Source organism: Natronocella acetinitrilica, from assembly GCF_024170285.1.
Classification (GTDB): Bacteria; Pseudomonadota; Gammaproteobacteria; order Nitrococcales; family Aquisalimonadaceae; genus Natronocella; species Natronocella acetinitrilica.
The window spans coordinates 143595-160397 of sequence record NZ_JALJXV010000007.1 but is presented as its reverse complement, the minus strand read 5'-3'; the positions used below and the strand labels follow the sequence as shown (position 1 = coordinate 160397).

Below are 16803 nucleotides of genomic sequence, written 5' to 3'. Positions count from 1 at the left end.
GCGATTGATTCACGCGGTGGCTATGCCTGAGTATCCTTGCTACCAGTACCTGAGAGGATCCACCGATGATTCACTACCTGGTCGCGTACTCCCTCAAGGGGGATGACCCCAGAAAAGATATCAAGCCACTTCATCTTGAGTTCCTGACGGAGTTGTATAACGCGGGTACGCTTGTTTGCGCTGGCGTGCTCACCGACAGGCCCGGGGGCTATCTGCTGTTTCGTACCGGCTCGGAGGAGGAGACCAGGGCGATTGTCGAGCACGATCCCTACATCATTCACGGGGCCCGGAGCTACACCATCACCGGCTGGGATCTCTCCCCATTCCCGCTACGCTAGGAGCCTACCGGGACAGGGAAATCCGACAGCAACGCCAGCCTGCGAATACTTCAGCGCTTCCTTAGGGGATCTGGCGATCGATCGCCAGGCTGATGGCAAGTGCTCCGCCGGTGGCCAGCGGTCCGCTGGCACCTTCCAGATCTCCGCTCCGGGGGGACGCATCGCCGCTGCGGGACACGCGGGCAACCACCTCCACGTTGGCCACGCTGTCGATGGAAAGCCCGGCAAGCATGCTGCTGCTTGCATCAAGACGGACGCCCATGGGCAACTCGGACACACTCTTGCGTACGACGGCAAGGGGCATTCCCGGACCTTCGGTCGCCCGGGCGTAAATCAGAACCATCTCCTCACCAGTCAGTTCACTGGCCAGCGCCTCGTCGAGGCGCAAGTCCACGTCGATGACGGTAAGGTTGTCCGTGGCCGCGGCGTGCTCAGCGGGGTCGTGAACGTCCACGCCGGCAAATGACGCTGCGCTGTCGATTGCCCGGGCCACCTGTGCGGCGGCTTCGCTATTGTCCGGTAGGTGTTCCAGCAACTGGCGCCAGCGGGCCGCGGCCCGCTCGAACTCCTCTGCCTGGTAATGCCCGACGCCGGCGAACCACAACGCTCCCAGATGTCCCGGCTCAAGTTCCAGAGCAGCATCGGCAAGCGCAGCCGCACGACGGGTGACTTCGCCATTCGCCTGGGCGATCAGGGCGTCGGCGTATTCCATGATCAGATCTGCGTCGTCCTCCCGGTAGCGGTAGGCGTTTTCATAGGCGTCGATCGCGCGTGTGGGCATGCCCAGGTACTGGTAGGTCTGGGCGAGCATGATCCACCCGTCCGGGTTGTCCGGGTTCTCTTCCAGCCGTTGGGACAAATCCGTCACAAGGCGGTTGATCTCGGCGCTGGTTGGATCGTCAGACTGGATCGCGCTGGACGTACCAGCCATTTGCTGCGCGGAGGGTGGGGTCTGTTGCATCTGGGACTGCAGGGTGAGTGCAATGCCCGGTACAACCAAAGCCGCAGCAATCAGGACCAGCCGGCCACGGCCGCGACCATCGTCACGGGTCTCGGCGCGATCTTCCGCGTCCACATCCGAGAGCAGCGAATCCTCAAGCTCCTCCTTGGCGCTGGCGTACTGGCTGTGATCGATTACCCCGGTCTGGTACTCCCGCTCAAGCTCCTTGAGTCGATCGCGATGCAGTGAAATGTTCAGATCCCGCCTGTCCCGGTTACTTGCGGCCGATTGTCGAATCATCGGCCAGAGCAGAAGCAGCGTGGATAACGCGACGAGCAGCCCTGCCACGATCATGAATTCGATGGTCATGATTCTTCTCCTCTCAGCAGGCGTCCAGCGCGTTGGCGCCCCTCTGGGCTGGTTGTCAGTTGCGGCTCACGCACCTCGGTGCCACGAGACACCTGATACCAGATGAAAATGCCTAGTATCAGTAACCCGAACGGCCCCAGCCAGAGCACGTAGGTGCTTGGCCGCAAGGGTGGCCGGTAGAGCACGAAGTCGCCGTATCGCGCCACCATGTAATCAATGACCTGGGCGTTGGTCGCGCCGTCATCCACGAGTTCGAAGACCTGGCGGCGGAGGTCTGACGCGAGATCCGCGTTGGAATCCGCCAGCGACTGGTTCTGGCAGACCGTGCATCGCAGTTCGTGCAACAGGGTGCGGTATTGGGCCGCCTTGGCATCGCTGTCGAAGTGCACCGGGTCCATGGCACCGCCGCTCGCTGAGCCAGCCCAGAAGAGTGCGATCAACACTAGCAGTGCAGCCTGGAGCAGGTGAAGCTTCACGACTCCTCCAGATGCAGCTTCTCGAGTATGGGCAGGATTTCGTTCTCTGCCTGATCCCAGCTCAGTGGCCCCGTATGCTTGTGTCTAATCCGGCCGTGCCGGTCGATGACAAAAGTCTCTGGCGTGCCATAGACGCCCAGGTCGATACCCAGGCGGCCGTCCAGGTCATGGGCATTCCAGACGAACGGATTACCCGCGTAATTCAGGTAACCCATGGCATCGGCACGCTTGTCCTTGTAGTTCAGACCATAGATGGTGACGCCATAGTGCTGTACCAGCCCCATCATCACGGGATGCTCCTGTCGGCAAGAGATACACCAGCTGGCCCAGACATTGACCAATGCGGGTTCCCCGTTGAGATCCGCCGCCGACACCATGTGATCACCATTCTCCAGCGTCGGCAGGTCGAAGGCGGGCATGGGTTGATTGATGAGCGGCGAGGAGATCAACCGCGGGTTGAGCCCCAGGCTTACAAACAGAAACCCTCCCACCACTACCAGCACCCCCAAGGGAAGGAGATAGCGGAGCCTCTTCGCGATCATGACAGTCGTCCTTCGTTGGGAAGCAGGGCAGGGTCGATGACAGACGGCTTGGCGACCGAATTCCCGCTATCGACGCGCTGCTCCCGCCGGGCGAGCACGGTGCGATAGCGCTTGTCAGCAGCGGCGATGAAGCCACCCAGAGCGATTAGCGCCGCGCCGATCCATAGCCAGACCTGGAACGGATTGTGGTAGAGCCGCATGGACCAGGCGTTGCCGGACATGGGCCGCCCGAGTGCGACGAATACGTCACGGCTCAGGTTGGTGTGGATCGCCGCTTCGCTCATAGGCTCCCGCTGGACCCAGTAGACACGACGCTGCGGTTTTAGTGTGGTCACGGGCTTGCCGTCCCGGGTCACTAGCACGCGGGCTTCCATGGCATCGAAATTGGGCCCCTCCACTGCATAGACGTCGTCCAGCGTGAACGTGTAGCCGGCCACTTCATGCTGGTCTCCCGGCGCCATGCGTACGTCCACCTCCTGCTCGAAGGTGGACACCATGGTGATCCCGATCACAAGGATCGCCAACCCTAGATGGCTGGTATGCATGCCGTAGTAGGACGCCGGCAACTTGCGCAGCCCGGCCAGCGCATTTCTACGGTGACCAAGCTTCTGGTGGAAGTCCCGGGCGATGGTGAACAGCAACCAGAAAGCCATTGCCAGCCCCAACGAGGCCATGATTGTTGTGGAGCCCATCAGGATCAGCGGAAAGGCGATGCCGACGGCAAAAGCGGCCACCAGGGTATGCCAGAGTCGGCTGGTCAGTTCCCTGGCGGAGACCTTCTTCCAGCGCATCAGCGGCCCAAGGCCGGCAAGGAATATCAGGGGCAGCATGAGCGGCGCGAACACCGTATCGAAGTAGGGCGGCCCGACGGAGATGCGGCCCATACCCAGGGAATCCAGGAACAGGGGATAGAGGGTGCCGATAAACACCGCGGCAAGACCGACGGTGAGCACCACGTTGTTTGCCAGCAGCGAGCCTTCCCGGGATACCGGGCGGAAGCTCGCCTGACTTCGGACCATCGGAGCACGCCAGGCGTAGAGCGCGAATGACGTTCCCACCACCACGGCCAGCAGCATGAGGATGTACATGCCCCGTTCCGGATCCGTTGCGAACGCGTGCACGGAGACCAGTACGCCGGATCGCACCAGGAAGGTACCCAGCAGACTGAGCGAGAAGGCGGAGATGGCAAGGAGCACAGTCCAGCTTCGGAACGCGCCGCGTTTCTCCGTGGCAGCCAGTGAATGGATCAATGCGGTGGCGGCAAGAAAGGGCATGAACGACGCGTTTTCCACCGGATCCCAGAACCACCAGCCACCCCAGCCGAGGGTGTAGTACGCCCACCAGCTACCCAAGGCTATACCGACACCCAGGAATGCCCAGGCCGCTGTGGTCCAGGGGCGGGACCAGCGTGCCCATGTGGCGTCGAGGCGACCGTCGATGAGCGCCGAGACGGCGATCGCGAACGGTACGGCCAACCCGACATACCCCATGTAAAGCATCGGCGGGTGGATAATCAGGCCCGGATCCTGCAGCAACGGGTTGAGGTCCCGGCCGTCCGCCGGCACCGGATAGATCGCCTCGAACGGGTTGGAGGTGAATAGCGTGAAAGACAGGATGCCCACGCTGATCAGGCCCATCACCGCGACGGTCCGAGCCGCCATATCCGCAGGCAGCCCCCGGCTGAACCGTGACACTGCAAGCGACCAGGCGCCGAGAATCAGTGCCCAAAGTAGCAGGGAGCCCTCGTGCCCACCCCACACACCCGAGATGCGATACATCAGCGGCAAGTTCGAGTTCGAGTGCCCGGCGACATAGGACACCGAAAAGTCATGGGTGATAAAGGCGTAGGTGAGGCAGGCGTAGGCCAGGGCGAGGAAGATGAACTGCCCGGCGACGGCGGTATGGGCGGTTGCCTGCCAACTCTTGACGCCGCGTTGCGCACCAATCAGCGGCAAGGTTCCCTGCACGACTGCCATGGCGAGCGCCAGCAATAGCGCGAATTGCCCGATCTGTGGAACCATATTATTCGCTCCAGCCCTCGCTGTGTCCGGTGTACCCCTGGGCCTTCAGTGCCGCGGCAACCTCCGGAGCCATGTAGTTCTCGTCGTGACGCGCCAGTACCTGCTCTGCGCGGAAGATCCCGTCTGTACCGATACGCCCATGGGCCACGACACCCTGGCCCTCACGGAACAGGTCCGGGAGCATGCCGGTGTATTCCACGGCAACGCTGTGGGCGGTGTCGGTGACCTTGAAGCGCACCAGCAGGGTGTCGTCGTCCTCGATGAAGGTGCCATCCTCCACCAGCCCGCCGAGTCGGATCAGATGACCCAGCGGTGCGTCGCCGGCGGCAATTTCCGATGGCGCGTAGAAGAACATCAGATTGTCCCGGAACGCACTCAACGCCAGGGCGGAGGCAATCGAGGTGCCAATCACGACCAGCAGCACGCCGGCCATTCTGCGTTTCTGCCGTGCTGTCATTGCGCGGATTCTCCGTGACGATGGCGAATAACGAGGCGTCGCTGCAGTTGCCGCAGGGCGCGCATGGGGTAGACGAAGTTAAAGACCAGGACTGCAGTCACGATGAAGTAGGACGACCAGACGTAGACGGCGTAGCCGCCCATGGAGAGAAACTCGATCATGCTTGTTGGCCTCCGAACAGCGCCCTTACCCAGCTGGTGTTCCGTTCGCGCGTAAGTACTTCGTGGCGCGCGCGGACCAGCACGGCTGCTGCGTAATAGAACTGAAATGCCAGCACCATGATGAGCAGGGGAATCAGCATCGACAGGTCAATGGATGGCGCGTCGAGCTTGGTGACGGTCGGGCCCTGGTGCAGCGTGTTCCACCATTTCACAGAGAAATGAATGATCGGTACATTGATCACTCCGACTACGGCGATCAGTGACGCGGCGCGGGCGGCGGTGCGACGATCCTCGATGGCGGCGTACAGCGCCATGAATCCGAAGTACAGGAACAGCAGGATCAACTGCGAGGTCAGTCGTGCGTCCCAAACCCAGAAAGTGCCCCACATGGGCTTGCCCCACAGCGAGCCGGTGGCGAGGCATAGAAAGGTGAAGCCTGCGCCGATGGGCGCGCTGGCGACAGCGATGATCTCCGCCAGTTTCATGCGCCAGATAAGGACAATCGCGCCGCAGACTGCCATGACCACGTAGATGAACATGGACATCCAGGCGCTGGGAGCATGGACATAAAGAATTCGGTAAGCTTCGCCCTGCTGATAATCCGGCGGGGCGACGAAGAAGCCGAGATACAGGCCGACGCCCGTCAGTATCAGGAAGATCGCCGTGAACCAGGGAATCAGCCGACCCGCAAGGGCGTAGAACGTCGGTGGGGAGCCGAGGCGATGGAACCACACCCAGCGGCTGCGTCGCCTTGGGTTGGTTCCGTCGACGGCCGAGATGGAAGGCTGCATGTCGATCTGGCTATGGGTTCCGGCCATGGTGTACGCCCACATTGACAACGCCACTAGTAAACTAAACATAACACCTCTGGGAAGAAGTGTCTCGTTTTATTGACACTTGTCCATACGCGCCGTGTATTCTCGGGGCTTGTAGCGGTATTGAGGCGAATTGGCAGTCTGATGCAGGACATCGTTTTCGAAGCAGATCGATTGGCGTGCATCCGCGGCGAGCGGATGCTGTTCGACGGGTTGTCCTTTCGCCTCGAGGCCGGCCACGGGCTGCTGGTCACCGGCCACAATGGCTGTGGAAAAACCAGCCTGTTGCGTATTCTCTGTGGCCTGTCCCTGCCGGAAGATGGCGAAGTCCGTTGGCGCGGGACGGATATCCGGGAGGATCGAAGTGCGTATTTCCGTGATATGGCCTATATCGGGCATGCCAACGGCGTGAAGGCGGACCTGACGGTGGCGGAAAACCTGCGGGTGAGCCTGGCGCTGACCACCGGTGGCCCGATGGATCTGATTGATGCGGCCCTGGATGATGTCGGCCTTGTCGGTCTCGCCAGCGAGCCGGCAGGTGCCTTGTCGGCGGGTCAGTGCCGACGTCTCGCCCTGGCGCGCTTGCTGGTGAGTCGCGCTGCCCTCTGGATTGTCGACGAGCCGTTCAATGCGCTTGATCAGACAGGCGTGCTGCAGGTCGAATCCCTGATCAGCAGGCATCTTGCGGATGGTGGTCTCGTGATCATGACCTCACATCAGCCCCTGAAGACCCTGGGTGATTCACTCGAACAATTGCGGATGGCGGCGTGACCGAGCCTGTCCCCGACCGCGGTAATCTCGGTGGTGCCTTTCTCGCGCTGTTGCTAAGAGACATCCGTCTGGTCTACCGGCGCAGTGGCGAGTGGGTGAATCCCTTGTTGTTCTTCCTCATCGTCACCACTCTGTTCCCCCTCGGGGTTGGGCCCGGTACTGAAACGCTGGCCGCAATCGGCCCCGGGGTGATTTGGGTGGCTGCGTTACTGGCGGCCATGCTGTCACTGGATAACCTTTTCCGTTCCGACTTCCAGGATGGCAGTCTGGAGCAGTTGGTAATGACCCATCATCCCTTGCCGGTGCTGGTGATGGCGAAGGTGCTGGCGCACTGGCTGACCACGGGCGTCCCGATCATTCTGCTTGCGCCACTGCTCGCCATGATGCTGCAGATGCCGGGATCCAGCGTGCCGGTGCTGATGGCAAGTCTGTTGCTTGGGACGCCGATACTGAGCCTGCTTGGTGCAATTGGTGTGGCGTTGACGGTCGGACTTCCCAGGGGCGGGGTGCTGTTGGCGCTGCTGGTTCTGCCGCTCTACATTCCCACGCTGATCTTTGCAGCGAGGGCGACGGAGCTAGCTGCGGTGGGGTTGCCGGCGGGGCCCAGCCTATCCCTGCTGGGTGCAATGCTGACCCTCGCACTCGTCTTGGTCCCTTTCGGAATCGCAACGGCCTTGCGGATCAGTCTGAATTGATCCGGCGCTGATGCACAGCGCCGGATCAGGATTCTGCTTGTTCTCGACCGGTGTGCCCGGACGCTTGCAAATCTGTCAGCGCGATAACACGACGATCAGAAACAGAAACAGGATGAAGCCGGTCAGGCCAGCGGCAATTAACTCTGCTTTGCGGCCGTCGTCTTTCTCCGAATCATTGGACATGATGGTCCTCCTGGTTGTTGGCTAGTGATGCATCTCAGAGCTTAGGACGTCCGCATCACATCCGCCAGATTTGTGCGCCGAATCCGCATCGGATCCGGCACACAAACGCACCTGTCAGCGACCAACCCAGGCGGTGCACCATCCATTAGCGGCAACCAGACGCCCGCCAAACGCGGCGCAAGGACCCCAGTCTCCATTGGGGTTGGTGTAGAGCTGACAGTTCTGGCAGACCTCGCCTTCGGAGTAATCGGGGTGATCCACGTCAGCCACATCGTGCTTGTAGTGCAGTGCCTCGGCGGTGGGTTCGCTTTCGCTGACGCGATCTTCGCTGGCAAATGCCTTGCCGTTAATGAAGATACCGGCTGCGGACACCGTCGCTGCACCCGCCAGGCCCATGCGCAGGAAGCGACGGCGAGAGCGGTCATGAATCTTGTCAGACATCTGGGTAACTCCTCTCGGATCAGTTGTTTGTAGCCGTATTAATACACAATTCACGAACGCGTCACAGTGGTTGCCACCCCTTCGTCGCGATTCGCGTACCACTATAGACCCAAACTCGCGCGATTCGTCTCTGCTTCGCCACGAAACAATGTGCCCGGCCGGCTGAACGCGAGCTGAATGGAAGCGCAGGGGCAGTGCCCTGCATTATCGCTTGTTGCCCGGCCTGCGTCGTTCGCTCTACCATGACCTCCGCTGACCAAGGACATTACAAAGGCCCCACCATGCCGCAAGTGTTTCCATTTTCCGCCATCGTCGGACAGGATGAAATGAAGCTCGCCATGCTCATTGCGGCAGTTGATGCTTCCGTGGGTGGTGTACTTGTGTTCGGCGATCGCGGCACTGGCAAATCAACGGCGGTCCGGGCTCTCGCCGGCCTCCTGCCTGCCATTCGCATGGTCGCCGATTGCCCGTATTCCTGTGACCCGGATCAACCTGCGAAGCTCTGTGAGAGCTGTCAATCGAAGACCGCTCGTGGTGATAACCTGAAGGTGCGACGGGGGCCGGTTCCGGTGATTGATCTGCCACTTGGTGTCACCGAAGATCGCGTGGTGGGAGCGCTGGATCTGGAGCGCGCGCTGAGTCGGGGTGAGAAGGTCTTCGAGCCGGGCCTGCTGGCACGGGCCAACCGCGGCTATCTCTACATTGATGAAGTCAATCTGCTTGAGGACCACATCGTAGACCTGCTATTGGATGTTGCAGCTTCCGGTGTCAACGTCGTCGAGCGTGAAGGTCTGAGCGTGCGGCATCCGGCCCGACTGGTGCTGATCGGTAGCGGAAACCCGGAAGAGGGTGAGCTTCGCCCACAGCTTCTGGATCGCTTCGGCCTCTCGGTGGAAGTGTCAACCCCGACGGATTTGCCGACCCGCATGGAGGTTGTGCGACGCCGCGATGCCTTCGAGACTGACCAGGACGCCTTCATCACGCGCTGGAAGCGTCGTGAGGGGGCGGTTCGCAAGCAGGTGCAGGCGGCCCGGGAACACCTTGGCAGTGTCACGGTGTCGGACGATATCCTCGAACAGGCTGCACGCCTGTGCCTGTCTCTGGGCACCGACGGCCTGCGCGGCGAACTGACGCTGATCCGGGCTGCCCGGGCGGCCGCCAGTCTTGAAAAGGCAGATGCCGTGGACGCATCCCACTTGCGCAAGGTTGCGCCCATTGCGTTGCGCCATCGACTGCGTCGCAACCCCTTGGACGAAGCGGGCTCAACCACCCGAGTTCAACGCGCGGTGGACGAGCTGCTGCCCGCATGACCGCGGACGCCCGGAGCGGTCTCGATCCGGAGATCACCTGGCAGGACAGCCTGATGGCGGCGGCCCTTTTTGCTGTCAACCCCGCGGCAACGGGCGGTATCGCGCTACGCGTCTCCCCAGGTCCGGTGCGGGATCGCTGGCTACAGTCGCTGCATGCTTACCTGGGCGACGCGATGACACCGCGAAAAATTCCCATCAATGTCCCTGATAACCGCCTGCTCGGCGGTCTTGATCTCGCCCTTACCCTGCAACATGGACGGCCAATACTGGAGCGTGGCGTACTGGCGGATAGCAACGGTGGGGTCGTGCTGCTGCCCATGGGGGAACGGCTGTCCCTGTCCACGGCGGGCAAGATCGCCGCAGTCATGGATGTCGGCGAAGTGCGCCTGCAGCGCGATGGACTGGACAGAATCTCGCCAGCCCGATTCGGCGTCGTGCTGCTGGACGAGGGCATCGGTGACGAAGAGCGCCCCCCGCGCATTCTACTTGACCGGCTCGCGTTTCGACTCGATCTGAGTGCCTTGCTGCGTGTGCCAGATGAGCAGCACCTGATCGACGTCGATGCCGTCGGGCCCGCGCGAACCCGCCTTGCGGAGGTGCAACTTCCTGAGGAGGCGACCGAGGCCATCGCTGCGGCCTCCGTGGCCTTGGGTGTGCAGTCCCTGCGGGCTGTTGTACTGTCCTGTCAAGTCGCCCGGCAAGCGGCCGCCCTGGTTGGCAATACGGTGGTGGGCGAGGAAGAGGCAGCGCTTGCTGTGCGTCTGGTGTTGGGGCCGCGGGCAACACAGTTGCCTGCACCTCCCGAGGAATCGGAGGAGCAGGAACCGGCCGAGCAGTCCGCCGAACAATCGAACGATCAGCCAGGCGATCGAGACCATGAGTCGTCAGAGCGGAACACGAAGCAACAGGACCCCAGCGGCGACGAGCGCGTCGTCGAGGCCTCCAAAGCCATGCTGCCCGAAGGTCTGCTACAGCAGTTACGAGCGCAGGCCGCGTTGACGGGCGTTCGGCGCCGGGCGGCAGGGCAGGGTGGGTATCAGCGCAAGGCCGGAGCGCGTGGCCGCCCGGTAGGAACCCGCCGTGGGAACCCCGGTGACGGCGCGCGGCTCAATGTCATCGAAACATTGCGCGCTGCCGCCCCCTGGCAAGCCGTGCGCAGGGCGAGCCTGGAAAAGGACCAGGCGGGCCATATCCATCGCATCCTGGTACGGCCGGACGATTTCCGCATCACCCGTTTCCGCCCCCGTACTGAAACCACCACGGTTTTCGCGGTGGACGCCTCGGGCTCGTCGGCAATGCATCGCTTGTCAGAAGCGAAAGGCGCGGTGGAGTTGCTGCTGGCGGAATGCTACGTGCGGCGGGATCGCGTCGCGCTGATCGCTTTCCGGGGCGCCAAGGCGGACGTGCTTTTGCCCCCGACACGCTCTCTGGTCAGGGCCAAGCGAAGCCTTGCGGCGCTGCCGGGTGGCGGTGGAACGCCTCTGGCATCGGGTATGGATGCAGCGCGGCTGGTTGGCGAGGAAGTCGATCGCCGTGGGGGAACCCCGGTGCTGGTCCTGCTCACCGACGGTCGTGCCAATGTCACCCGTGAGGGTATCGGTGGTCGTGAGCAGGCAGCGACAGACGCCCTTGACGCCGCCAGTCGCATTCGCGCAGCGGGTCTGCGCACGCTGGTAGTCGACACGTCGCCGCAGCCGCGCGCTCTGGCCCGCGAACTGGCGGCAACCATGGGTGCGGCTTACCTCGCTCTGCCTCAGGCCAATGCCGGCGCCATCAGTGATGCCGTCCGGGTTGCGACCACCCGGATGTCGTCTCCACCGGGCTGAACCCATGAGCAGTGGACTCGTCTGGGGAAGGGACGGGGATGACTGGCCGAACCGCGACCATAGTCGCTTCGTGCTTGCCGACGGCATGCGTTGGCACGTGCAGGTCATGGGGCAGGGGCCGACCATGCTTCTGCTTCATGGCGCCGGCGCTTCCACACACTCGTGGCGGGAGTTGGCACCGCTGCTCGCCGAGCGGTTCACGGTGATCGCCCCGGATCTGCCTGGTCATGGTTTCACTTCAAGGCCCCTGCGTGGCGGCGAGGGTTTGGCAGTTGCGGCCGCCGGACTGGACTCTTTGCTGGACTGTCTTTCCCTGCAGCCGACGGTCGTCCTCGGGCATTCAGCGGGCGCGGCAATTGGCGCTCGCATGCTGCTCGATCAGCCGGACTCCGCCGGCGTGTTGATCAGTATCAACGGCGCAATGCTGCCGTTGCCCGGGTTGTCATCGCGCCTCTATGGCCCGGCGGCACGGCTGCTCGCCGACAACCCGGTGGCACCGCTACTGATTGCCTTGCGTGCTCGCGGCGGCGGCATGGTCGAGCGGCTATTGGAACGGACCGGGTCGACGCTCTGTGCCGAGAGCATCGGTTACTACAAGCGACTTGCCCGCAGCTCCGGGCATATCGGTGGCGTGTTGGCCATGATGGCCCAGTGGGATCTGCAGTCCCTGGCTCGGGATCTGCCGAAGCTGAGCGCGTCAGTCTGGCTACTGGTCGGCCAGCGCGACGGTCTGGTGCCACCGTCGGAGGCCGAGCGCGTGTTGTCAATGTTGCCATCGGGGCGGACGGTGGAGTTCCCCGGCCTCGGGCATCTGGCCCATGAAGAGGCGCCGCAGACCGTTGCCACGGCCGTTCTCGACGCCGCCATGAGCGAAGGGATTCTCAAGGTTTCCTGATTACCGGCGGCGGCGAGGCATCCGGAACGGCAGCATGGCCTGCACCCAGGGATTCGCGAACCGGTCCAGAGAGAGTGTTTCGTGCACTGCGGTTACCTCCTGCGGACCGAGCCGTGTACGGATCAGTGAACGCGCATAGAACGGGGTATCCTCCAGCGTTTTCTCGACACCGGCCGCACCCGGGAGTGCGGTTCGTGTACGCCGGTCGATTTGCCAGAGAGTACGTGGCAGTTCCACTGAGTGGGGGGCATCCACGGTGCTTGACTCGCCAGTAGCGCGGTCGAATCGCAAGGCGACTCCCTCGGCAGGGGTCTCCCGGGGCACAAGGTCGTACAGTATCGTGGTGCCGCCATCGTCGGTTGCTCTCGACCAGTGCCAGTTGCGAAAGCCACGCTCCAGTGGCTCATCGCCTGCGTTGTGGTCCAGATACGCGTCGCCGGACCAGCTCAATTCCGGCTTTTCCAGGTCCACCTCAACCCTTGCGCAGGGCGCGATGGGCCACCAGACATGCTGGCCGCGCGCGTCGAGTACCACCGCATGGTTGGTGATGGGGCCGGGCGTCAGACGCACCTGACCGACAATCCGACGGGGAAAGGGAACGGTGACTTCGTTGATATCCACCACCAGGCTGTGCCCTTCCCAGCGCATCGCGCTGCGGCCGATGTCGAGATGATCCCGCGACCGGTCGAGACCTGGACGACCACGCTCCGTCATGGCCCAGCGCTTGCCTGCATCGCCGTACAGGACGGCATTCAGCGCGCAGAAGTTCTCCGGGTCGTCGTTGCCGGTCCGGCGGGCCCAGGCGTAGTAGGGAGAGAACACGCTGCCGATGAAGGCAATCACGGTGAGGCCGTGGCGGCCGTCATCGCTCAGCGCGTCGATGTACCACCAGGCATAGCCGCCATTCGCGACTTTGCGGTTGAACTCAGGTCTGCCAGCGCGCGCTGCGCGGCGAGTCTCCCGGATAGCGTCGCCATGGGCAAGCCCGGCCCCGGGTGCGTGCTGCCGCCCGCCAGATAGAGCCCCGGAATCGACGTCTTCGAGGCCGGTCTCCGGAAAGAGGCGGTCCAGCCGTGTGAAGCCATGCCATACAGTGCTCCGCCCGTGCCCGGGAAAAGCCGATTGAAGTCCGCCGGGGTTGTTACCATCCGATCCGTCGGCCGGTACTCCAGTTTTAGCCCGCAGTTCCCCAGCAGGGCCAGCATCCGCTTTTCGCATTGCATGATCTCCGAATCGGATAAGGTCGAACGATCGCCGTTGGCTGGAGCATTGGTCAGGCAAAGCAGCCGCTCGGGCTCTACCTTGCCGTCACCGTGGTGGCGATCCTGTGCACAGATGTACACCGTTGGCATACGCGGCGTTCGCTGGTGCTGAAAGATGTCGTCGAACTCCGCACGGTAGTTTTCACTGAAAAACACGTTGTGATGGGTCAGGGGAAAGCCGTCAGTCGTTGCCACCAGGTTCCAGGTAATGGCTGAAAGCGACCGTTTCGACGGTGGCTGTGCAGGAACCGCGCGGGCGATGTCTGCACCGAGCAGTCCGCTACTCACTGCGGCGGCGTCGCCGTTGCAGATCACCAGATCCGCAGGCAACTGTTCCCCGCCCTCAAGGGTCACCCCGGAGACGCGCCCGGCCCTGGTGGTGACTGCCTGAGCCTGGGTGGAATACCGCAAGTTCACGCCGCAACGGCTTGCCAGGTCGGCCATGGCCAGTGCGAGCTGATGCATGCCGCCTTCCACAAACCAGACCCCGTCGCGCTCCACATGGGACACCAGCATCAGTGTCGCTGGTGCAGCAAACGGGGACGAACCGCAATAGGTGGCATAGCGTCCGAACAACTGTTGCAGTCGTGGATCCCGGAAGTGACGGCCCAGTGCCGTCCACAGGGAATGGAAGGGGGTGATCCGCCACAGGTCGGCCAGGCGGGACAGGCCAACGCGTCGTGTCAGCGAAATCGGGTTCGGCCGCTGGGCTTCGATGAAGCTCTTCTGAAGTGTCTGATAAACGGCGCAGGCATGCGCGGAATAGGCCAGAAACCGACGGGCTTCCGCCGCTCCGGCGAACATGCCCACGGCCTCCGCGCTCTGCTCCAGGTCGGCATGGAGATCGAGCTGGCTGCCGTCAGTCCAGGCGTGTCTGGCCAGAACTGTTGCCGGTTGCAGAACAAGCCGGCGGGAGAGGTCGTCACCTGCGTCCTCGAAGAGGCTCTGGAAAATGCCACGCATGGTGAACACCGTTGGCCCCGCATCCAGTGCCTGGGTTCCGATGGGCACTTCCCGCAGCTTTCCGCCCGGCGTCGCCGCGCGCTCCACCAGCGTCACATCAAGCCCGGCAACGGCCAGATCGATGGCGGCGGCAAGTCCGCCCACGCCAGCGCCGATGACCACCGCCCGGTTTGTCTGCATGTAGAGCACCTCTCTTTGATTGACACATCGGAGATCAGTGTCTAGTTTAGATTACATTGTAGATCGTCTACTAATATTGACACATTTTGGAGGGGCTGTATGGAACCGAACCTGCGGATCGAACAGGCCCTGACACGTGCCATCGACCTTGCCACCGCCCCTCCCGGGCCGCCGCGACTCTCCAGCGCTATAAGGCATGCGGTCTTCGCGGGCGGTGCACGCGTGCGCCCCAAGCTGTGTCTGTCGGTGGCGTTGGCCTGCGGTGATGACCGGCCGGCACTGTCCGATGCCATGGCGACCGCCCTTGAATTGCTGCATTGCGCCTCTCTGGTTCATGACGATCTGCCGTGCTTCGACAACGCCGATCTGCGGCGTGGGCTCCCATCCGTACACAAGGCCTATGGCGAGCAGCTTGCGGTTCTTGCCGGTGATGCGTTGATTGTGACCGCATTCCAGGTTCTCGGCATCGTCGCCACTAGCGCACCGACACGTAGTGGTCGGATGTTAGCCACGCTGGCGACGGCTGGAGGTGCGAGGACAGGCATCGCAGCGGGCCAGGCCTGGGAGTGCGAAGAACAGGTGTCCCTGCCGGATTACCACCGCGCCAAGACAGGTGCGCTGTTCGCGGCTGCGACGGTGGGTGGTGCCAGCGCGGCGGGTGCCGACGCCGAACCCTGGCGGGCCCTCGGTGAGAAGCTGGGTGAGGCCTATCAGGTCGGAGATGACCTCCGGGATGCCATCTGCACCGAGCAGGCCATCGGTAAGCCTGTAGGGCAGGACCCCCTCAACGGGCGTCCCAGCGCAGTCGCCGAACTGGGCATTGAAGGTTCCCGCCGGCGGCTGGACCGACTGGTCCAGGATGCATTGCGGTCCATTCCGCCCTGTCCGGGCCGCGATCTGCTGCGCGCCGGCATTCTCCAGGAGATGCATCGTGTTCTCCCGTGCAAGCTCTCGATGGTTGCGGCCTGATCAGGGCGGTAGGTCATTGATCGATACCCTGCGCGACGGGTTTCGAGAATTACGAAATCGGCTGCTGTCCAGCAGCCGGTTTCAGCGTGGCGCGGCCGCATTCTGGCCAACGCGGCCAATAGCCCGGCGCCGTGCCGCCCAACTGTTCGATCTGTGTGCCGGTTTTGTCTACTCCCAGGTGTTGCTCGCCTGTGTCCGTCTCGGGCTCCTGGAGCTGTTGGCGGAGCGGCCGCAATCGTCCTCCGAGGTGGCAGCGAGGCTGAACATCACGGTACCGGCGGCCGAGCGCCTGCTGGCTGCCGCTGTCGCCCTTCGTCTGGCGGAGCCTCGCAGCGGCGATCGCTATGGCCTCGGTAATCAAGGTGCGGTGCTCAGCAGCATGCCGGGGGTCGCGGCGATGATCGAACACCACGCCTTACTCTATCGCGACATGGAAGATCCCGTTGCCCTGCTGCGCAAGGATCGAGGCGACAGCCTTGGCAGCTACTGGCCTTACGCCGGTGCGCAGGATCCGGCGCAACTCACCACCGAGCAGGTGGCGCCTTACAGCCGCTTGATGAGCCTGTCCCAGGAGCTTGTGTCTACGGAGGTTCTCGAGGTCTTCAGCTTGCGGCGTTTCCGCCGGCTCATGGATGTTGGTGGCGGTGACGGGACTTTCATACGCAATGTGGCGGCTCGCTGGCCGCATTTGCAGGGAATCGTGGCGGATCTCCCCGCCGTGGCTGAGCAGGCAACGCAGCGTATCCGCGAAGCGGGCCTGCAAGACCGGTTATCCGCCGTGGGGGTCGACTTCTTCCGTGACTCCTTGCCGCCAGGTTCCGACCTCATCTCCCTCATACGCATCGTCCATGACCATGACGACGCCGATGTCCACGCACTGCTCGGCGCGGTATTCCGGGCACTGGACCCTGGCGGCACGATCCTGATCGCGGAGCCCATGTCGGCAACCCGTGGGGCGGAGGCCATGGGCGACGCCTACTTCGGCTTCTACCTGCTGGCCATGGGGAAGGGCAGGCCGCGTACTCCGCAGGAGATTACGAAAATGCTCCGCCATACCGGTTTTCGCGACATCAAGTGTCACCGCGGGCGCAATCCGTTGCAGGCACGCATCATTTCGGGGCACAAGCCAAGCATTAAGTGTTAATAAACCTTGACAGCCTGAAGTGTCAGGCTAAGATGACAGTATGAC

General features: G+C 62.9%; 18 protein-coding genes. 8 read left to right on the top strand and 10 right to left on the bottom strand.

The features are described 5' to 3' along the window. Positions 1–65: 65 nt before the first annotated feature. Positions 66–338 carry a YciI family protein gene (locus J2T57_RS14820; RefSeq protein WP_253479839.1) on the top strand — a complete coding sequence of 91 codons (273 nt, stop codon included), beginning with the start codon at positions 66–68 and terminating at the stop codon, positions 336–338. Positions 339–399: 61 nt separating this feature from the next. Here J2T57_RS14820 and ccmI read toward each other — a convergent pair whose 3' ends face one another. The 7 genes from ccmI to J2T57_RS14785 are packed head-to-tail and all read right to left on the bottom strand — an operon-like array spanning position 400 to position 6095. Beyond that, the gene (ccmI, locus tag J2T57_RS14815) at positions 400–1647 is read right to left on the bottom strand and encodes a c-type cytochrome biogenesis protein CcmI (RefSeq protein ID WP_253479836.1); all 1248 of its coding nucleotides are present in this window, start codon (positions 1645–1647) and stop codon (positions 400–402) included. Further along, the gene (locus J2T57_RS14810) at positions 1644–2123 is read right to left on the bottom strand and encodes a cytochrome c-type biogenesis protein (RefSeq protein WP_253479819.1); all 480 of its coding nucleotides are present in this window, start codon (positions 2121–2123) and stop codon (positions 1644–1646) included. The genes ccmI and J2T57_RS14810 overlap by 4 nt, the downstream gene beginning before the upstream one ends. Further along, the gene (locus tag J2T57_RS14805; protein WP_253479816.1) at positions 2120–2665 is read right to left on the bottom strand and encodes a DsbE family thiol:disulfide interchange protein; all 546 of its coding nucleotides are present in this window, start codon (positions 2663–2665) and stop codon (positions 2120–2122) included. Before J2T57_RS14805 ends, J2T57_RS14810 begins: the two co-directional genes overlap by 4 nt. Then, positions 2662–4686, bottom strand: a complete 2025-nt coding sequence (locus J2T57_RS14800) for a heme lyase CcmF/NrfE family subunit (protein ID WP_253479813.1) — start codon at positions 4684–4686, stop codon at positions 2662–2664. Before J2T57_RS14800 ends, J2T57_RS14805 begins: the two co-directional genes overlap by 4 nt. A gap of 1 nt (position 4687) precedes the next feature. Next, a complete protein-coding gene (gene ccmE / locus J2T57_RS14795) occupies positions 4688–5143 on the bottom strand; it encodes a cytochrome c maturation protein CcmE (protein ID WP_253479810.1) in 456 nt (151 codons plus the stop codon). Continuing rightward, a complete protein-coding gene (ccmD, locus tag J2T57_RS14790; protein WP_253479806.1) occupies positions 5140–5304 on the bottom strand; it encodes a heme exporter protein CcmD in 165 nt (54 codons plus the stop codon). The genes ccmE and ccmD overlap by 4 nt, the downstream gene beginning before the upstream one ends. Continuing rightward, positions 5301–6095, bottom strand: coding sequence for a heme ABC transporter permease (locus J2T57_RS14785; protein ID WP_253480576.1), 795 nt, complete (start codon positions 6093–6095; stop codon positions 5301–5303). The genes ccmD and J2T57_RS14785 overlap by 4 nt, the downstream gene beginning before the upstream one ends. Before the next feature lie 168 nt (positions 6096–6263). Here J2T57_RS14785 and ccmA point away from each other — a divergent pair, with 168 nt between their 5' ends. Continuing rightward, entirely contained in the window at positions 6264–6890 is a 627-nt protein-coding gene (gene ccmA, locus J2T57_RS14780) for a cytochrome c biogenesis heme-transporting ATPase CcmA (RefSeq protein WP_253479802.1), read from the top strand. After that, complete coding sequence (gene ccmB / locus J2T57_RS14775; RefSeq protein ID WP_253479799.1) at positions 6887–7585, top strand: heme exporter protein CcmB; 699 nt, start codon at positions 6887–6889, stop codon at positions 7583–7585. The genes ccmA and ccmB overlap by 4 nt, the downstream gene beginning before the upstream one ends. 297 nt (positions 7586–7882) lie before the next feature. On the opposite strand, the gene J2T57_RS14770 is transcribed toward ccmB, so the two are convergent. After that, positions 7883–8209: a high-potential iron-sulfur protein gene (locus J2T57_RS14770; protein ID WP_253479795.1), complete on the bottom strand. Its 327-nt coding sequence runs from the start codon at positions 8207–8209 to the stop codon at positions 7883–7885. A gap of 281 nt (positions 8210–8490) precedes the next feature. Between J2T57_RS14770 and bchI the strand changes: the two genes are divergently transcribed. Genes bchI through bchO form a run of 3 tightly spaced genes read left to right on the top strand, consistent with a single transcriptional unit; the run spans position 8491 to position 12240 of the window. Beyond that, positions 8491–9519, top strand: a complete 1029-nt coding sequence (gene bchI / locus J2T57_RS14765; protein WP_253479792.1) for a magnesium chelatase ATPase subunit I — start codon at positions 8491–8493, stop codon at positions 9517–9519. Then, complete coding sequence (locus J2T57_RS14760; RefSeq protein ID WP_253479780.1) at positions 9516–11345, top strand: magnesium chelatase subunit D; 1830 nt, start codon at positions 9516–9518, stop codon at positions 11343–11345. The genes bchI and J2T57_RS14760 overlap by 4 nt, the downstream gene beginning before the upstream one ends. A gap of 4 nt (positions 11346–11349) precedes the next feature. After that, on the top strand, positions 11350–12240 hold the full coding sequence (bchO, locus tag J2T57_RS14755; RefSeq protein ID WP_253479770.1) for an alpha/beta fold hydrolase BchO: 891 nt from the start codon (positions 11350–11352) through the stop codon (positions 12238–12240). Here bchO and J2T57_RS14750 read toward each other — a convergent pair whose 3' ends face one another. Together J2T57_RS14750 and crtD are read right to left on the bottom strand one after the other, a co-directional pair. Further along, complete coding sequence (locus tag J2T57_RS14750; protein ID WP_253479768.1) at positions 12241–13083, bottom strand: carotenoid 1,2-hydratase; 843 nt, start codon at positions 13081–13083, stop codon at positions 12241–12243. Positions 13084–13109: 26 nt separating this feature from the next. After that, on the bottom strand, positions 13110–14645 hold the full coding sequence (gene crtD, locus J2T57_RS14745; RefSeq protein ID WP_253479766.1) for a 1-hydroxycarotenoid 3,4-desaturase CrtD: 1536 nt from the start codon (positions 14643–14645) through the stop codon (positions 13110–13112). Between the two features lie 99 nt (positions 14646–14744). Between crtD and J2T57_RS14740 the strand changes: the two genes are divergently transcribed. After that, entirely contained in the window at positions 14745–15614 is an 870-nt protein-coding gene (locus J2T57_RS14740; RefSeq protein ID WP_253479763.1) for a polyprenyl synthetase family protein, read from the top strand. A 16-nt stretch (positions 15615–15630) separates the two neighbouring features. Continuing rightward, positions 15631–16758: a methyltransferase gene (locus J2T57_RS14735; RefSeq protein WP_253479760.1), complete on the top strand. Its 1128-nt coding sequence runs from the start codon at positions 15631–15633 to the stop codon at positions 16756–16758. Positions 16759–16803: the final 45 nt, after the last annotated feature.

Coding starts and splice junctions, on each gene's coding strand:
- J2T57_RS14800 (WP_253479813.1), bottom strand. CDS start 4,686: ATGGTTCCACAGATCGGGCAATTCGCGCTATTGCTGGCGCTCGCCATG.
- J2T57_RS14785 (WP_253480576.1), bottom strand. CDS start 6,095: ATGCAGCCTTCCATCTCGGCCGTCGACGGAACCAACCCAAGGCGACGC.
- ccmE (WP_253479810.1), bottom strand. CDS start 5,143: ATGACAGCACGGCAGAAACGCAGAATGGCCGGCGTGCTGCTGGTCGTG.
- J2T57_RS14740 (WP_253479763.1), top strand. CDS start 14,745: ATGGAACCGAACCTGCGGATCGAACAGGCCCTGACACGTGCCATCGAC.
- bchO (WP_253479770.1), top strand. CDS start 11,350: ATGAGCAGTGGACTCGTCTGGGGAAGGGACGGGGATGACTGGCCGAAC.
- crtD (WP_253479766.1), bottom strand. CDS start 14,645: ATGCAGACAAACCGGGCGGTGGTCATCGGCGCTGGCGTGGGCGGACTT.
- J2T57_RS14820 (WP_253479839.1), top strand. CDS start 66: ATGATTCACTACCTGGTCGCGTACTCCCTCAAGGGGGATGACCCCAGA.
- ccmA (WP_253479802.1), top strand. CDS start 6,264: ATGCAGGACATCGTTTTCGAAGCAGATCGATTGGCGTGCATCCGCGGC.
- J2T57_RS14805 (WP_253479816.1), bottom strand. CDS start 2,665: ATGATCGCGAAGAGGCTCCGCTATCTCCTTCCCTTGGGGGTGCTGGTA.
- bchI (WP_253479792.1), top strand. CDS start 8,491: ATGCCGCAAGTGTTTCCATTTTCCGCCATCGTCGGACAGGATGAAATG.
- ccmI (WP_253479836.1), bottom strand. CDS start 1,647: ATGACCATCGAATTCATGATCGTGGCAGGGCTGCTCGTCGCGTTATCC.
- J2T57_RS14760 (WP_253479780.1), top strand. CDS start 9,516: ATGACCGCGGACGCCCGGAGCGGTCTCGATCCGGAGATCACCTGGCAG.
- J2T57_RS14770 (WP_253479795.1), bottom strand. CDS start 8,209: ATGTCTGACAAGATTCATGACCGCTCTCGCCGTCGCTTCCTGCGCATG.
- ccmD (WP_253479806.1), bottom strand. CDS start 5,304: ATGATCGAGTTTCTCTCCATGGGCGGCTACGCCGTCTACGTCTGGTCG.